This window comes from Aquicella lusitana (genome assembly GCF_902459475.1).
Lineage (GTDB): Bacteria > Pseudomonadota > Gammaproteobacteria > DSM-16500 > DSM-16500 > Aquicella > Aquicella lusitana.
Map to the genome: position 1 here is coordinate 31983 of NZ_LR699117.1, position 17599 is coordinate 49581.

17 protein-coding genes and 1 pseudogene are annotated in these 17599 nt (G+C 36.5%); 7 read left to right on the plus strand and 11 right to left on the minus strand.

Going from position 1 to position 17599, the window contains the following annotated elements; genetic code table 11:
* The first annotated feature begins 180 nt into the window (after window positions 1-180).
* The 6 genes and pseudogenes from crcB (at window position 181) to ltrA (ending at window position 5777) form a co-directional block, all read left to right on the plus strand.
* A complete protein-coding gene (gene crcB, locus AQUSIP_RS11975) occupies window positions 181-555 on the plus strand; it encodes a fluoride efflux transporter CrcB (RefSeq protein WP_114835019.1) in 375 nt (124 codons plus the stop codon).
* Window positions 552-854, plus strand: a complete 303-nt coding sequence (locus tag AQUSIP_RS11980; RefSeq protein WP_114835020.1) for a DUF190 domain-containing protein — start codon at window positions 552-554, stop codon at window positions 852-854. The genes crcB and AQUSIP_RS11980 overlap by 4 nt, the downstream gene beginning before the upstream one ends.
* Window positions 855-881: 27 nt before the next feature.
* Window positions 882-2072: an MFS transporter gene (locus AQUSIP_RS11985; protein WP_114835021.1), complete on the plus strand. Its 1191-nt coding sequence runs from the start codon at window positions 882-884 to the stop codon at window positions 2070-2072.
* A gap of 33 nt (window positions 2073-2105) precedes the next feature.
* Window positions 2106-2507, plus strand: a complete 402-nt coding sequence (locus AQUSIP_RS11990; protein WP_267896360.1) for an arsenate reductase ArsC — start codon at window positions 2106-2108, stop codon at window positions 2505-2507.
* A 25-nt stretch (window positions 2508-2532) separates the two neighbouring features.
* Window positions 2533-3531, plus strand: a pseudogene (arsB, locus tag AQUSIP_RS11995) (ACR3 family arsenite efflux transporter).
* 686 nt (window positions 3532-4217) lie between these two features.
* Window positions 4218-5777: a group II intron reverse transcriptase/maturase gene (ltrA, locus tag AQUSIP_RS12000; protein ID WP_211310098.1), complete on the plus strand. Its 1560-nt coding sequence runs from the start codon at window positions 4218-4220 to the stop codon at window positions 5775-5777.
* A 327-nt stretch (window positions 5778-6104) separates the two neighbouring features.
* Here the strand turns inward: ltrA and AQUSIP_RS12005 are convergent, their stop codons facing one another.
* The 7 genes from AQUSIP_RS12005 to AQUSIP_RS12030 all read right to left on the minus strand — a co-directional run bounded on the left by AQUSIP_RS12005 (window position 6105) and on the right by AQUSIP_RS12030 (window position 13141).
* Window positions 6105-6773 carry a hypothetical protein gene (locus tag AQUSIP_RS12005; protein WP_114835023.1) on the minus strand — a complete coding sequence of 223 codons (669 nt, stop codon included), beginning with the start codon at window positions 6771-6773 and terminating at the stop codon, window positions 6105-6107.
* Between the two features lie 22 nt (window positions 6774-6795).
* Entirely contained in the window at window positions 6796-7998 is a 1203-nt protein-coding gene (locus AQUSIP_RS12010; protein ID WP_114835024.1) for a tyrosine-type recombinase/integrase, read from the minus strand.
* The gene (locus AQUSIP_RS12015) at window positions 7982-9010 is read right to left on the minus strand and encodes a DNA-binding protein (protein WP_114835025.1); all 1029 of its coding nucleotides are present in this window, start codon (window positions 9008-9010) and stop codon (window positions 7982-7984) included. Before AQUSIP_RS12015 ends, AQUSIP_RS12010 begins: the two co-directional genes overlap by 17 nt.
* 1 nt (window position 9011) lies before the next feature.
* Window positions 9012-9875 (minus strand): AbiJ-NTD4 domain-containing protein, encoded by an 864-nt coding sequence (locus AQUSIP_RS12020; RefSeq protein ID WP_114835026.1) that lies wholly within the window; start codon window positions 9873-9875, stop codon window positions 9012-9014.
* 392 nt (window positions 9876-10267) lie between these two features.
* Complete coding sequence (locus tag AQUSIP_RS12515; protein ID WP_232058707.1) at window positions 10268-11587, minus strand: sensor domain-containing diguanylate cyclase; 1320 nt, start codon at window positions 11585-11587, stop codon at window positions 10268-10270.
* Window positions 11588-11623: 36 nt separating this feature from the next.
* Window positions 11624-12436: a CHASE3 domain-containing protein gene (locus tag AQUSIP_RS12520; protein WP_232058708.1), complete on the minus strand. Its 813-nt coding sequence runs from the start codon at window positions 12434-12436 to the stop codon at window positions 11624-11626.
* Window positions 12437-12478: 42 nt separating this feature from the next.
* The gene (locus tag AQUSIP_RS12030) at window positions 12479-13141 is read right to left on the minus strand and encodes a class I SAM-dependent methyltransferase (RefSeq protein ID WP_232058709.1); all 663 of its coding nucleotides are present in this window, start codon (window positions 13139-13141) and stop codon (window positions 12479-12481) included.
* A 210-nt stretch (window positions 13142-13351) separates the two neighbouring features.
* Between AQUSIP_RS12030 and AQUSIP_RS12035 the strand changes: the two genes are divergently transcribed.
* Window positions 13352-13591: a helix-turn-helix domain-containing protein gene (locus tag AQUSIP_RS12035; RefSeq protein WP_114835027.1), complete on the plus strand. Its 240-nt coding sequence runs from the start codon at window positions 13352-13354 to the stop codon at window positions 13589-13591.
* Between the two features lie 46 nt (window positions 13592-13637).
* Here the strand turns inward: AQUSIP_RS12035 and AQUSIP_RS12040 are convergent, their stop codons facing one another.
* From AQUSIP_RS12040 to groL, 4 genes are all read right to left on the minus strand, one after another.
* Window positions 13638-14054: a PepSY domain-containing protein gene (locus tag AQUSIP_RS12040; protein ID WP_147277501.1), complete on the minus strand. Its 417-nt coding sequence runs from the start codon at window positions 14052-14054 to the stop codon at window positions 13638-13640.
* 41 nt (window positions 14055-14095) lie between these two features.
* Entirely contained in the window at window positions 14096-14980 is an 885-nt protein-coding gene (locus AQUSIP_RS12045) for an IS982 family transposase (protein WP_148326070.1), read from the minus strand.
* Between the two features lie 303 nt (window positions 14981-15283).
* Window positions 15284-15739 carry an Hsp20/alpha crystallin family protein gene (locus AQUSIP_RS12050; RefSeq protein WP_170131896.1) on the minus strand — a complete coding sequence of 152 codons (456 nt, stop codon included), beginning with the start codon at window positions 15737-15739 and terminating at the stop codon, window positions 15284-15286.
* Window positions 15740-15939: 200 nt separating this feature from the next.
* Window positions 15940-17571, minus strand: coding sequence for a chaperonin GroEL (gene groL / locus AQUSIP_RS12055; protein ID WP_114835499.1), 1632 nt, complete (start codon window positions 17569-17571; stop codon window positions 15940-15942).
* Between the last annotated feature and the right edge of the window lie 28 nt (window positions 17572-17599).

A 17599-nucleotide genomic window follows, 5' to 3' on the forward strand; every position in this document is an offset into this window, starting at 1 on the left:
TGCGATGGAAGTAGCATCTACAGACAGCTTGCGTACCTTACCCTCTTCCATAACGACTCTCAAAAATACGATTCAACTATTACGTGATGAGAAATTATTTATCCTAAACGAAAAAATTCATTTGGAAGAACGAGCTAAATTATTTTCAAACGTAGCTGTATGATACGGGAATTTTAAATAATGAATACATTGTTAATCTTTTTAGGCGCAGGAATTGGTGGTGTATTGCGATACTGGGTATCTAATATGATTTATTGGATGACAGGTCGACAATTCCCCTACGGAACGCTCGTGGTTAATATCAGCGGGTGTTTTTTAATGGGTTTTTTGTTTGTTCTAATTATTGAACGCTTTGATGGAATTGGTCCTCAGTTACGTTCACTTTTATTAATTGGTTTATTAGGCGGATATACCACATTTTCGTCTTTCTCAATTGAAACACTCAACCTTTTTGAAAATGGTGCCTGGTTGAGTGGATTTTTAAATATATTTTTTAGCGTATTTTTATGTATTTTAGCAGCTTGGCTTGGAGTTATAGGAGGAAGACAGTTATGAAAACAATCGATGTCACTATCGTTAGAATTTATGTGATGGAATCAGATCACTTGCTTAATACTATAGTTAACTATTTAAAAAGTGAAGCAAAAATCCGTGGTATCAGTGTTTTTAGGGCCATTAGTGGCTTTGGTGAAACAGGGAATCATACAGCTTCGTTGATCGACCTTTCCTTGGATCTGCCTCTTGCTGTCGAATTTTTTGATAGTAAAGATAAGGTCATGCTCGCCTTAGAACATTTAAGTAAAACCATCAAACATGAGCATATTGTTTTCTGGGAAGCTAAAGCAAACGATTAAAAATTATTAATTATTGTGAAATTAAACATGACGTCTTCCGCATTATCTAAAAAAGACATTACCAAATCCTCCGCGCTTAAATTTGTTATTTTATTAAGCATCGTAAGCTTATTTGCTGATATGACTTATGAAGGTGCCCGTAGTATTACTGGCCCTTATCTTGCCATATTAGGTGCAAATGCAGCCGTGGTGGGATTTGTTGCCGGATTCGGCGAATTTATTGGTTATGCATTGCGTATTGTTTCAGGTTATCTTGCCGATCGAACAGGAAAATATTGGGCATTTACTATTTTTGGCTATGTTTGTAATTTGCTTGCAGTTCCATTATTAGCGTTAGCAGGTCATTGGTGGATTGCTGCTACTTTAATTATTGTTGAGCGTATGGGTAGAGCCATTCGGGTACCACCGCGTGATGCCATGTTATCCCATGCAGGACAAAAGGTTGGCATGGGATGGGTGTTCGGACTGCATGAAGCAATCGATCAAATAGGAGCAATGCTGGGGCCGATCATGATCGCCGTAGCATTATATTTCAAAGAAGGTTATCAATATAGTTTCGCTATGCTTTTGATTCCAGCATTAATAGCCTTAGCGATATTAGTCGTTGCACGTTGGCTCTATCCACATCCCCAAGCTTTAGAAGTAGAACATGAGTCCTTAGAAGCGAAAGGAATGAATCAAGTCTTTTGGTTATATTTAACGGGTGCATCATTGATTGCAGCAGGCTATGCAGATTTTCCGTTGATCGCTTATCATTTTCAGAAAACAACTATTTTATCCCCCGTTTGGATACCCATTTCCTATGCTATTGCAATGGGTCTTACCTCTCTAACAGCACCGCTCTTTGGTCATTTTTATGATCGAAGAGGCTTTTCAATTTTAATTGTAGTAACCATATTTTCATGCCTCTTCGCACCTTTAGTATTTTTAGGAGACACTGCTACAGCTTTTCTGGGAGTAGCGTTATGGGGTATTGGTGTCAGTGCACACGAATCTTTAATGCGTGCAATCGTAGCGAACATGATACCGAAAGATAAACGTGGCGCTGCTTACGGCATTTTTAATGCGGGATATGGAACTTTTTGGTTTTTAGGCAGTTTCTTGATGGGAATACTCTATGATATTTCTATTCCAATATTAGTTATTTTTTCCATTCTTATTCAATTATCATCTGTGCCTTTATTATGGATAGTAATGAAGAAAATAGGTAAGCATTAACTCATAGAAGGCTAGTCATGCAAAATCTTATTTTTGTGTGTAGCAAATTCTGCTAGGAGTCAAATGGCAGAAGGTATTGGGAAAAAAAATTTAGCAGGAATAGCGGACGTTTGTAGTGCTGGCTCACAACCTAGCAAAGTTAATCCATTAGCCATTCAGGTTCTCAAAGAAATCGGCATTGATATCTCTCATCAAAAATCTAAATCACTCGATTCAATTGATAAAAATACAATTGATTTAGTCATTACATTATGTGCTGAGGAAATTTGCCCTATATTTCCTGGAAATGTAAAGCGTCTCCATTGGCCTTTGCCTGATCCGTCTAATCCTAAATATAGTTCGGATGAGCAATTAAAATTATTTAGAAAAGTACGCGATGATTTGAAAAATAGAATTCAAAATTTGAGAGATGAGATGAAGTCATGGAAAAGATAAAACATTAAATACATTTGATCGTTTCTTGTCTCTTTGGGTTATTACTTGTATTTTAGCCGGAATTGCTTTTGGAAAAATTTCTCCTGCTGTTGTTCAAATGCTTGGTAATTGGGAAATTGCACAAGTAAATCTGCCAGTAGGTATTTTAATTTGGATCATGATTATTCCCATGTTGATTCGCGTTGATCTAAAAGAAATTCATCATATGCGAGAATTTTGGAGAGGAAGTCTTATTACCCTTGGAATTAATTGGTTAATCAAACCATTTTCAATGACATTTCTTGGATAGTTTTTCCTTAAATATTTGTTTTCTTCATGGTTGCCTGCTTCTGAAATAGACAACTATATTGCAGGATTAGTAATACTTGCTGCTGCACCGTGTACAGCAATGGTCTTTGTATGGAGTTACTTGTGCGACGGAGAGCCTCATTTCACGTTAACCCAAGTTGCACTAAATGATGCTATTATGATCTTTGCATTTGTACCTATTGTGGGATTACTACTAGGTATAACAGGATTAACTATTCCATGGGATACGTTATTGATATCTATAACAGTATATATTTTAATTCCTTTTTTGATAACTCAAGGGATGAGATATGGGATTATCAATCATAGTAAAATTAATCTTGACGTTTTTCTAAAGAAAATTCATCTCTACTCGATTACAGCTTTACTTGCAATGTTAATTTTACCTTTTGGTTTTCAAGGTTATCAAATTCTTCAGTCACCCATTATCGTATTGTTAATTGCTATCCCAATTCTTATTCAAGTTTATTTCAACTCAATGCTTGCATATGGGCTAAATAAAACAATTGGTGAAAAGTATCGAATAGCAGGACCATCTGCTTTAATTGGCGCTAGCAATTTTTTTGAATTAGCAGTTGCTACAGCAATTACATTATTTGACTTTAAATCAGGTGCCGCATTAGCGACAGTAGTAGGGGTATTGGTAGAAGTACCTGTCATGCTGTCTGTTGTAAAAATAGTAAATAGCTCAAAAAAATGGTATGAGCATAAATAATTTTGAGTACATCGCAGGTCAAAAACTCAGTAACAATGTTGTTGTGGAAATATGCTTACAGCAGTACTTTTGGAGGGCAACTTAACTCAGATTAAGCACTTTTGGTTGCGACACGAGGTTGTAAAGATGGGTTGTTCTCACCTTCAGTAGAGAACCATCAATATCACTTGATGACTCTAGGGCTATGAATAAAGAGCTAGCCTGACAATGTAACAAGGGAATTAAATTCCGGGGTTGAAATCGTGAGAAACCAACCCTCCTGGTAGTCACGAACCGGGTAAGTGCTAGAGAGTTGGTATGGAGAACATATGTAAATTCGTGATAAAGACCGTAAGCTTAAACAAGTGTAAAGTGACTGATACACTTGAACCAAAAGGTAACGGAAACAGGAAGATGAATTTCAAAATATCATCTCGTGATCACATTGTTTCCCGGTCGACAGCGAGCTCCTAACCTAACATCACCTACTTTGCAAAACGTGGTAACCCTGTATGGTCCCCTATTAGGGAAAATCAATCGTGAGATTGATCGATAATCATGCAGGAATAGGATGTCGGAAGAAGCGAATGCTATGTTGTAATGACATTGATACTGGTTTAAACGTTACCGGGTACGAAAGTAAGCCCACGTCCGATTGGTCTTTAATCGCGAGATAATTTGGAGAACCGACTAATGGAGGAACGCAAATGACGGCGATGGTCATACCATCAGCTGGTGCCCCTTCAACGTTGCTATTTAACTGGAACACCATCGATTGGAAGAAAGTGATAGCGTATGTACGTCGGCTGCAAATGCGTATTGAGAAGGCTTTTCGAGAAGGGAAACATAGCAAAGCAAAAGCTCTGCAATGGATTCTCACTCACTCTTTTTACGCAAAATTACTTGCTGTAAGAAGAGTTGTCCAAAATCAAGGAGCAAAAACACCTGGTGTAGATAACATTACATGGAATACATCCATCCAGAAGATGAAAGCAGCGATGTCGCTCAAACGGCAAGGTTATCAAACCAAACCATTAAAGCGAATTTACATTCCTAAGAAGCAAAATGGCGAATTTCGTCCGCTCTCTATTCCTGCTATGCAATGTCGTGCACAGCAAGCTTTATATTTGTTGTCGCTCGAACCCATAGCTGAAAGCATAGCTGACAAAAACGCCTATGGATTTAGGCCACTAAGATCCGCAGCCGATGCTATCGCGCAGTGCTTTATCATGCTCGCGCGCAAAGGATCAGCTCAATATATTTTAGAGGGCGATATCCGTTCTTGCTTTGACAGCATTTCACATCGTTGGATATTAGAAAATACTCCAATGGATAAATTGATGCTGAAGAAATGGCTTGCTGCTGGTTATATTGAGAAGAATGAATTTCACCCAACGGAATTGGGAACACCGCAAGGAGGAATAATTTCACCAACACTTTTGAATGTGACATTGAGTGGATTAGAAAACGCAGTTAAATCTGCAACTAAACTATCAGATAAAATTCACATTAGTATCTATGCGGATGATTTTGTAATTACAGGAGCATCACGAGAAATACTAGAAAATAAGGTGAAACCTGCGGTAGAGACTTTCTTAAAGGAACGAGGATTATCTCTTTCTCAAAATAAAACTAAAATCACACATATTAATGAAGGATTTGATTTTCTTGGAATGAACATAAGGAAATATGGGAGCAAATTAATTATTAAACCTGCAAAAAGCAGCGTGAAAAGATTACTTGCTGATATCAGGAAGACAATAAAATCGAACGCAACAACAAAAACGGAATATTTACTCAACCAATTGAATCCAAAAATTCGTGGATGGGCAAATTACTATCGTCATGTGTGTGCAAAGAAAGCCTTCAAGTATATTGATTGCAACATCTTCAAAGCTATCTGGAATTGGGCTATTAATCGACATCCAAATAAAGGTAGAAAATGGGTTAGATGTAAATATTTTCGTAATGATAAATTTAGAAACTGGGTCTTTTTCACGAAAGTAAAAAGAAAAGATGGCGTTAGCATTAACGTTGATCTTGTGGAAATGAGTAGAACACCTATCAAACGGCATATCAAAGTTAAGGCTGAAGCTACACCATTCGATTCTAGTTATCATAATTATTTTGATAAGAGAATTTCAGAACGTGAAAGCGTTAAGAGTTCTTCTAAAAAGAAACCGAAATGGTGGCTGCAATGGTGGAATCTATTAAAACCTGATGATAAAGACAGAAAAGTTCGAGTCGCAACTACAGCGGCTTTATAAAGGCTCGAGCCGTGTGCACCGAAAGGTGCAAGCACGGTTCCTATGGGAGCTACGCTCGGTAACGGGCGTTAGCTTACCAGGCGGGTTCTTGCGCTGGACCCGTAGCCAATTCCGCCACCTGATAGCCATTTTCAGCCAGTTCCTCTAAGAATGAATCGTCTGATTTTAAATTAGAATAATCCTACTTACCAACATAATACAATTTGGTGGGACACTCCATACCGAGCACAAATTTTGATTTTTTTAACCATCTCATCTTATTTACATTCCTGTCACAAAGTTTCTACATAGAAATTGTAGTTCTTTACATAATCCGTGATAATTCCCTCATGAAACCTTTTGATGATAATCAATTTTTAGATTATTAATTTCATGTGAAGAGATTGCCGCTGAAATATCAAAAATATCACCAATATCTAAAATATAAGGATTATTATCCATCTTTGCTTTCACAGCAATTCTATACTCATTCATGTATTCAAACGATTTTCGTTTCTTGAAAATCCCTACATCACCATGATGAGTGTTTTCGTCAAAATATTCGACTGCCTGACTTTGATAAATAAAATTATCTCTTTTGATTGCTCTTTTAATTCGACGCATGAATTCATTTGCATTTGTAATAATTAATGCAGCTTCGCCAAATTTTAAAACTCTAGTATCAATTTTATATATATTGTGTTTATTAACCATCCATAAGTACATGCAAAAAATATTTATAAAATTATTACTGGTTCTTCCTGACCTAAAATTTATTAATCCAGTCTCTTTGGTTAAATTTATGGGTTTTATATTTTGGCTTTCGATTTTTATAGAAATAATATCTTTTGCTTGATGAAATACATCTATTCCTTCGAAATCATCCTGATGTATTTTACTTTCACAATTCTTAAAATACCCAAGAGTATTCATGTAGATCTTGCCTTTCTGAAGATCATTTATGTATTTCCATGATGAAAACTTTATTAAAGTCGTAATATCTTCTTCAGGCTGCATATTTAAAAAAATCCTTTAATAGTTAAGTCATTTTCAATTTTAATTTTTGCATATCATGATGCCTTTCCTTATCTATAGCATGAACGTAACGACGGGTTGTTTCATCACTTTCATGACGGTGATTAGCGCGGATATGCTTAAATTTAATGCCGGCACGATCTTGCATTGATGCTGATAGATGCCGTAACCAGTGTGCGGAAAACTTTTTTAATTTCGTTATTTTTTCTGCGTTACCCTCAAATTTTTTGGCAGTTTCATGCGCTAGTTTTTTAAGAATCTTGTTAATCTGTCGTGGTGTGATTGGCTCATTATTGACAAGTGAGGTAATGAGCGGTTCTGTTTCATTTTGATTAGGGAACGGAGATTTTTTTAAAAACGTTCGATAATGAATAATTGCACGCAACATATCATCGCACACAGGGATGATGCCTTCTTTGTCTCCTTTTCCAATGACATAAAACCACCAATCATTGTCAATTTTTCTAAATGAGCTCCATGTATGCGTTGTCAATTCCGCATTTCTTAACCCTAAAAAATATAAAATATTAATTAAAAATCGTAGCCGTTCTTTTTCTTTCTTATGAGAATATTCTTTTTCGGGCAACTCTTCCAAGGTATCTAACATTGCATACCATTCCTCAAGTTCCAGCATACGCTCTTGTAATAAAATTGATCTTGGGCGAGAGAATCGGGATAGATTCCTTTTCCGCATAAGTGATAAGGGATTAAAGGCGAGATAACGTGCATCAACCAGATAATTTAACAGTGAATCAATACAGCTTATCGCAACCTGTTTAGCTGAGAAACTTAAGCCACTCACGAAGGGACGCCAGCCTGGTTCACCCCTTTTTCTACCTCCCCCGTGGCTACGCGTGCACCAGACATTTCTGGGTTCAGGGCTATCTAAGAATGAGAGATATGCCTCAAAATCATCGCGATCTAAACCAGACAAGGGTTTTTTGCTCTGGTATATAGCCCATAAAAGTAATCGCTCAGCTTCTTTCTGGTAAGTGCGGTAAGTGGTGGCTTTATGACGGTATTCATTCAGCCAACATTGTATTGCTTCATAATCATTTTTTGCATGGATTTGGCAACGCTCCTGTTTTTCCCGATTGCATCCATTTGCACCATTGAGATTCAGGGAATGTAAGACAACTGGTAATTCCACTAAAGTGGGAAAATGATCCATTGAATCGTTCACTTCCGTGTTATTTATTGTCTGCATCCAATATTCCTATTTTTTTATTAAAGTCATCCAGAATGGATTTTGTTTCTCTGGATGTTTTAAAAAACTCCTGAAACTTGTCACTAGCCTCGGAAAAATAGCTGAGGGTTGATAGCGTCAAATCAATCTTTGGAATTTCTTTTACTTCAGACAAAATAAAACTCGTCATTTCATTATTTTTTTCAAGAAAATTCCAGTAATTTTTTTGTGGAATTATTTGTTCTGCAAGTTGATCACGTTCTTTTGTAATTGCTGTTAATTCGGTTTTTATTTTTACTAGCTCTATCTCTTTCTCTTTTATTTTAGCCTTGGCATCATCCAAATCTTTATTTAATTGTTGATTCTTCGTTTTTAATGAATCAACTTCAACGATAAAGTTCTGGCGTTGGATTTCATTATGATTTTTTAATTCAGAAATTAATTTTTGATTCGCATCATTTTGTATCTGTGATTTTTCAAGAACATAATTCATTTCCTTTTTGTGGGCTTGTGACAGGTCATCCTGATGTTGGACGGTGATGCGCTGAAAATCAGTGTACCGTTCATCCAATCCTCTATAGCGCTCTTGTAATAGAACATGTTCTTCCTGAAGCTTTCTATAATCTAACACCAGAATTTCCTTACTACCTTGTAATTGGTGAAATTGATCCTTCAAGATAACCAATTCACTTTGCATCTCTTCAATTTTTTGGGCAGCCAAATTTTCCTTTGTTTGAGCTTCAGTTATCAGCTGATTTGATTCTTCTCTGATCTTGTTAATTTCAGCATCTGTTTCCTCACGTAATTGTTGCCAGACGCGCTGTACGGCTGTTTGCACAGGATCAGATGGAGACGAAACACTAGTGCCAATTGCATAATGCCGCCATTCATTGAGATACTTGGAAATCGTGGTATTGCTACCCGTGCCACCCAATAAATTGCGGATGCGTTCAATCGTTGGAATTTCACCTTGTGAACGTAATTCGTCCGCAGCCTGAGCGACATCTTCATATGAAATACCCCTTCGGATCATGTTACTTCTCCCCTGTTAATGTCGGTTGATTTAAATCCACAGATTCTGATCCGATGAGATTTACAAATGCAGAACATGTGACCAACATAAAACGCGCCCATGCGGGATTGATTGGTTGGCTCTTATCGGTAAGTGCGTGACGGATTCCCTCTTCACCGGATGTGTAGTTATAAAGATTGAGCAGTGCCTGCCTAGCTTGAGGATGGTTTGGAAGAATCTTGGATTTCTGACATAACTCCGAAAGAGTTGCATTCTTGTTTCCAGTAACTTTTTTTGCTTTTGCCTCTACCGCTGAAATGGATTGCGCAATACTTTCGCGCGACTGATCATTTTTCTTGTTTGCCAACATTGTCAACGCACTACTAATATGCGTTGCCGCTTCATCCTCATTTATCAGACTTTCTTCAATACTTTTTATTTCCAGCCCTGAGGTGATTGGAGCAAGTACATCATTGATAAAGCGATAAGCCGAATTTTCCCGCTTTAGAACATAATTACAACCCTCGATAAATGCTGCCTTTCGCTTGTCACCAAACATGCTTAACAAGCCAGCAATAAATTCAAGAAACGAATAAACCTCATACCAAGGTAGGTTGTAATACTTATCTCTGATCATTTCTTTCTTATAGATCGGATATATTACCCGATCTATCATGTGAACGGGTTGTTTAAAGAAATCCCGCCAGCAAACTTCCATCACCGTTCTAAACGTCCCTTGCTCGCTATAGTATTCTTTAGATAATTCTTCAATTTCCTTAAAAAAATCGTCCAATTCATTCCATATGGAATGGCGTAAATCATCATCCATTATCGTCAGCTGCAGAGGTTTCTCCATTGCAAATCCATGACGTGTTGCAAAACTCATTCTCATTTCTCCGTTGACGAATATACCTTGCTCTCTATAATATGGTTAAATGTTTTTACATTCAACATCGTTTTACACATGATATTATTTAATGATGACCGATAATCACCATTATCAGAACTACTAAATCATTGACCCAAAATCGTGAGTGTCATTTCTAAAAAAAATATTCAGCGCGACAAAATAGAATTAGGCTATGGAAGCATTTGAGCTACTACATTTGGGTTGATAGGCACCTACTCGATAGTTCTTAATATCAACATTTATCGAATAGCTGGCCCGATTCCACCCATACCGCTTGTATCTAGAGCAATTTTGTTTTTCCTAATGGCCCAACCTCCTTTTGAACAAAAATTTATGAAAAAGTTTAAATTTGATTTATAAATGATGATTTATTCATGCTCCTTTTCAACAGTACTTTTTTTATTTGTAGATATCTTGAGATTAAGTTGGACTTCCGAAAAGGGCACAACCTTATTTCTGCCGGTGTTTTTAGCAACGTATAAAGCTTTATCGGCGGCTTCGATTAATTCTGAACCGGTTTTTCCATCTTGTGGATATTCAGATATGCCAATTGAGACGGTAATTTCGCCCGTATCTTGTGCACCGAATTTAACATGTAGCAATGAAACGGATTTGCGGATATTATCCGCACGCTTGATGGCCGTTTGCGCCTCAGTATCGTAAAGCACAATGATAAATTCTTCTCCGCCATATCGTGCTGCTAAGTCACCAGGACGTATCTCATTTATTAATAACTGAGATAGTTGCTTTAGAACCAAATCACCTGCATCATGGCCGTGTACATCATTAATTCTCTTAAAATGATCAAGATCTAACATTAAAACAGAAAGTGGTTGTTTTGTGCGTTCTGATTGATGAATTTGTTTTATAAGGAATTCTTCTAAATATCTCCGATTGTATAGAGAAGTTAAAGGATCACGAACGGATTGAAAACTCAAATTTTCCCGCAATCTCACGTTAGCTAAGGCAAGCGCTGCTAATTCTGCAAAAGCATTAACAAGCAATCGTTCATTGCTTGTTAGTTGTTGTTCGCCTTCTTTTTTAGCTACTTCAACATAGAGTAAACCATAAATATCATTTTGTGCGCGCAATGGCACACAAAGATAGGATATTTCTTCAGTAACATTATTGATTATATGATCACAAGTTAATTCTGTCTCTGAAAAACCTGCGTGATGAATATGACCTAATCGTAATGCCCAACATTGATCTTGAGTAAAATTGCTAGTATTTGAGATTGGCGATCCCCAGCTGGCACTCGCTTCAAGAAAATCTTTTGATGGATGCATAATATAAAATACACCTTTGGAAAAACTAAGCACTTTGCCACAATATTTAGCAGTGATTTCGCTTAATTCATTTATCGAGTTACAAGCCAGCATGACATCGCTCATTTCTAGTAATAGAGTGATCTTTTCATTTTTATCTTTCAGTTCATGCATGCCTTCATGCAATATATTTTCAGTTTTTAACCGCTCGGTAATATTTCTTTTGATATGCATCGCCCCAACAATATTATTTTGTGAGTTTTTTATTAAGCTAGATGTGACTTCATATATAATTTTTTTGTCATGTACATTAAATTCTATATTTTGAACATATTCTTTACCTTCGAGAGATTGTTTCCATGATGCTTTTAGTTTATTTTTTACTTCTGGAAAATTGATCAGAGCATCATCTAAACTCATTCCAATAGAAATTTTTGTATCAAAAAGACGCTGAAATTATTTTTCATAAGCGTGGTTAAAAATGATAAAACGATAGTTTAAATCAAGAGCAGCGATCATGTCACTTGCCCCTTCAATGATACTTCGTAATTGGTTTTCAAAATTTCTAATTTTGCTTTCGGCATGTCCTCGTTTTAATAGCTCTCGATTAAATAATAAAAATGCAATTAATAAAAAGATAACACTGATGGTTTGCCCAATCACAAAAATAACATCTGTAATAGTTGCATTGCGTATTGCGCTAATATTACGTTCATTTAATAATGTGAATTCTACTTGTACAATTTCATTTGTTAATGCTCTTATCTCATCAGAGACTGCTTGTGATTTTTGGAATAGATTCATGGCTTCTGGAGAGGATAATTTTCCATTATTTTTTATTTGTAACATTTGCTTTAACAAATCGATCCTTTTATTAATTAACGTAGATAACCTGATCGCTTTTTCATTTTGTGAAGGATTATCCGTTGTCAGTTCAGTTAAATTTGCCAATGATTTTTTTATTTTTGATACATTCTCGTTAAAGTCAGAAAGATAATTTTTATCATTAAATAATAGATAGCCACGTTGTCTGGTTTCTAAATAAGTTAAATGATAAAGCGAGTTATGTGAGGCTAATATTACTTGATAGGTGTGCGCTACCCATCGGTTAGCATTTTTTAGATTATAAAATTGATAAGCTGAAATACAACTGATAGCAATGATGATCGCAATTGCTGATAAAAAAACAGAATGAGTAACTGTTTTTTTGCTTTTTATTGTCTCATTTGGGACAAACTCAGTGGCATGTTTAATGAAACTATTATCCATAATAATCCTTTTATAAATTACGCATTCAATAATTTATAATTATTATATAGATGGGTAAAAAAACTTTTTTGCTAACTTAGCCGATATCACAATAAATCCACCTTCACCATAATCAGGTTTAATCGGTTCTGGAGTGGATATATTCTCGATAGGAGAAAAGATTGTTTGATAAACTTCTTCTTCGAAATTAATTTCATGCAGCAAGTCAAGAATTTCGGCAGCAGAATAGAAATGGGCATGCTGATAAAACTTATTTTCTTGTTTTTTAATCTCATAAATTTGTCCCAAGAATGATTTGCGATCAATCATACCAATGACCAGAATACCATTTGTTTTTAATACCCGCTTTACTTCTTGGAGAGCCATTAATGGAACCCTGACATAGCACAATACAGTGCTAAGTAAGATGAAATCAAACTGCTGATCCTTAAAGGGTAAGGTTTCAGCAGTGCATTTGTGAATATCGATTCCACGTATTTTTGCCATTTCACCTAATTTATCAGATGGTTCTACACCCGTTTTAATTCCGCGTCGGGAAGCAAACCTTCCTGAACCTACACCAATTTCAAGCCCATCTCCTGATTCAGGTATTAATTTTTTAAATGCAGCTAGCTCTGATTGAAAAACAGCAGGATGGCGATCAAACCAGGTATCATATTCATCAGCAAATTTATCAAAAGTTTCTATAGCTTCTGTATCAATCATGTTTGTATCCATCTTAAGTATCTTCCTTTTGTATTAGTGTAACCCAACTACTCTTACTTCTTACATAAACCATGAGAGTCTATTAATTTTACAAATATATTCGATGCGAACAATTTATATCTCACGATTTCATATTGCTTTTATTATCCTGTCAAAATGATAGACATACCGTGTGGTTATATATCGAGTATACCCCATATTCTTTAGAGGATGAAAAGGGACAAAAACTTAATCCTAATAGGCAAACAAATTCGTAAGCTACGAAATACGAGAGGCTTTTCTCAAGAAAATTTCGCGAATTTCATTGATATGAATAGGGGTTATTACGGGACCATCGAACGTGGAGAGGCAAATGTCACCGCGCTTAATCTATTAAAAATCATCCAAGGATTAGAAGTAAAACCTAATGATCTATTCCCTCCAGAAACATATAATAGAAAATTTTTTTAGGAGCAACAACGATATTGCTGCTCCTAAACTGCCAAATATTTAAGGATTAAAACCATTCTTTGCTTACTTCGCCAGTATTAGCATTTACTCTTAATTCTACTTCCTTATTATTTTTATCGAGTGCCTTCACTTCATACTTATCCTTCTTAAATTCTATCTTATAAATGTCATGGTATCCGGCTGCTCCTACTTTTTTTATCGCATCAAGCATAGAAATCTTGGGGTTGGCCATAGATTTCATTTTGTAGCCAATTTTAGTTTTGGTAATCGCGTTTGTTTTAGGATCAATCTCCAACTTCACTTCGTTCTCTTGCGCATTCATGGCTTCTGCTTCATAAAAACCATGTTCAAATTTAACTTCTTTAATGTTGTTGTAGCCTTTGGTCTGTAAGTTTGTAATGACTGCAGATAATGGGACTGCAGTAGCTGGAAGGTTATCAGCTAATGTAACTGACGTTGACAATATGAAAAATAAACCCGTTATTAAAATAACCTCAGTTATGGTTAAGCAATTGAGGACATCCAAAATTTACTTCTGCTGATAGACGGTTTTTTTGCTTTTAAACAGTAACCTGCTAAACCACTAACAAGATTAACCAGAAAATTTACCGGACTGCGATGTCGAGTATGCTCAATATGGCAGATAGATTTAAGTTGATCAATGACGGTTTCTACAATGCTTCGCTGATAAAGAAAAAATTTTTCGAACGCGCTTAGCATTTTTTTCTTCATGTTTTTTCTAACTTTCGTAATCAATTTTATGCCTCGTTTTGCAAGCGACTCCGCTAATTTTTTGCTGATGTATCCTTTATCGCCCGCACCAAAACCAGTTAATCCTTGCATTAATTTTTCAACAACTTCTCTATCATCAACATTTCCTTTTGTAATGCAAAAACTCATAATTTCTCCCTGGTGATTGATCGCTAAATGTAATTTGAATCCATAAAAAAAGCCTACAGAACAGTGTCCGCGTTCAGCAATGCCTTTAAAAACTTTATTTCTGTAAATTCGACGATTGTGGCATACAACCATTTTTGTAGAATCCAAATAATACAATCCGGTGTGTTTTCCTGTTCTTGATAGTACATACGCCGTTAGTGGTGCAAGCAACCTTGGCATGAGTGCAACAAAACGTGGATAGCTTACCGCTTTAGGAAATTCTCGAAAAAGTTGGCCTAACACACAATCCAGATAAAAATCCTTGAATGTGCGATAGTGGCTTAAGTGAAATAAAATCATGATCGTCATCATCTCGCTTTCACTTAATTCTGTTTTCCTCTGACGTTTGCCTTTAGGTAAGGGCAAAATTTTATTTGCAGATTCTTTTACATGGTTCTTGTAAAACTCATCAATATCACAGAAAATTTCAACGATCGGCGCTAGTAGCATTTTGACTCCATTCAAAACCTTGGGCGGTTAAAAATGGCAAAATTTACCAAGCGCCTTTCTTATTTTCAATCTTTTCAAAAAGTTAAAATTCGCTTATCCATAACTGAGGTTAAAATAAATAATGCTCTCTTTAGCATAGTCAATTCTCCTTTTTATGCGGATTAGTAAGTAATATGCCATATTCCTAAATAAACAGTGTTTAATAGGAGTCATCATGATTATTTTTTTCATTAAGCACGACATTGCACTCATTTCCCTTTCAATAAAGCCGGCAAATAATCCTTACCGGCTTTGTATGAAATTTTATTCTTCTTTTATTTGAATTTTTTGTGACAAACTTTCCTTTGCTTTTGGAATAGTAATTTCTAATACACCGTGTTTACTCTTGGCACTAATCTTTGACGAATCAGCTGCATTAGACAGACTGATGGTACGATAAAAGGATCCTTGTGATCTTTCGACGTGAACATAATTTTCACGCTCTTCCTTAGTTTCTGTTTCTCTATGTCCCCTAATTGTGAGCATGCCTTTATCGATACTTACTTCTATATTTTTGGGATCTACACCCGGCACATCTGCTCGAATGACATATTGATTTGCTTCGTCTTTAATATCAATGGTTGGCGTCCAATTTGATCCAACGACATTCGAAAGCCAGTTTTCACGATCTAAGAAGGAAGATGGTTCAAACATGCGATCAAGGGCTTGATGAAGTTCCGATAAATTTGAAAAGAGAGGGCGTTTAACAATTTGATTCATATTTAATTCCTCCATGAAAATAAATTCTACCCTAGGCTTAATTAACAATTGAAAGGAAACGATTTATTATAACAGCATTATTGGTGTTAAAAGAAAGCGTCATAATTTTGACTTACTTGTAATTTTTGGTATTTATTTGATCATTTGAAATTTGAACCCCGCCAATAATCAGACAGGGTTCTCACCGGTCAATAAATTAATCACATCATATCACCCATGCCGCCCATTCTTTCTCTTCCCATGGGGGATTTATTTTTGGGTAATTCAGTGATCATGCACTCCGTTGTAATCATCATGCCAGCAACAGAAGCTGCTTGCTGCAAGGCAGTGCGAGTGACCTTGGTGGGATCCAAAATGCCCATTTCTAACATATCGCCATATTCGCCGGTTGCCGCATTAAATCCATGATTACTTTTATTCTCTGTGACCTTATTTAAAACAACAGATGGCTCATAACCAGCGTTAACAACAATCTGTCTAATAGGTGCTTCTAGTGCACGGCAAATGAGTTGTACGCCGATTGATTGGCCGTCATTGTTGCCTTTAAGATTTTTTATTGATTGCATTACGCGAACCAATGCAACACCACCACCAGGCACAACACCTTCTTCGACGGCGGCACGAGTCGCATGAAGAGCATCTTCTACACGAGCTTTTTTCTCTTTCATTTCGACTTCTGATGTTGCGCCTACCTTGATGACGGCTACTCCGCCTGCTAATTTAGCAATACGCTCTTGCAGTTTTTCACGATCATAGTCAGATGTTGTTTCTTTAACGCGTGCTTTTAATTGTTGGATGCGGTCTTCGATATCCTTTTTCCCACCGCCACCATCAATAATGGTAGTGTTGTCTTTGGTGATGTGTACGCGTTTTGCTGTACCTAAATCATCTAATTTCACTGATTCCAGTGTGCGCCCTACTTCTTCGGCAATCACTTGTCCTCTGGTGATAACAGCAATATCTTGCAACATTTCTTTACGACGATCACCAAATCCGGGTGCTTTGACAGCGCATACTTTTACAATACCGCGCATTTGATTGACTACTAAGGTAGCTAAAGCTTCGCCTTCTATATCTTCTGCAATCATCAATAAAGGACGACCAGACTTTGCAACTGCTTCAAGTAGTGACACCAAATCCCGGATAGTAGTAATTTTTTTGTCGGTTATAAAAATGTAAGGATTCTCTAAATCAGCAGACATGGTTTGTTGATCCGTAATGAAATAAGGCGATACGTATCCACGATCAAACTGCATCCCCTCAACAACATCCAATTCATTTTCTAACCCAGAACCTTCTTCAACGGTAATGACACCTTCTTTACCCACTTTGGCCATTGCATCTGCAATAATTCGACCAATGGCTTCATCCGCATTGGCAGATATTGTCCCTACTTGTGCAATGGATTTATCGTCTTTACAGGGAACAGAGAGTTTCTTCAATTCTTCGACAGCTTGAGATACAGCCTTATCAATACCACGTTTTAAATCCATAGGATCATAGCCAGCAACCACTAACTTTAATCCTTCGGCAAAAATTTGACGACCTAAAACAGTAGCAGTAGTTGTGCCATCACCTGCTTCATCAGAAGTACGAGATGCAACTTCTCTAAGCATTTGTGCGCCCATATTTTTGAACTTATCTTTAAATTCAATTTCTTTGGCAACAGTCACACCATCTTTAGTAACAAGTGGCGCACCAAATGATTTATCGATCACCACATTGCGACCGCGTGGTCCAATAGTAATTTGCACAGCATTCGCCAAATCGTTAACGCCAGAGAGCATTAACTGTCGTGCTTCTTCACTGAATCGTAATTCTTTAGCTGCCATAGTCTTTATCCTCTTTTTATTTATTAAT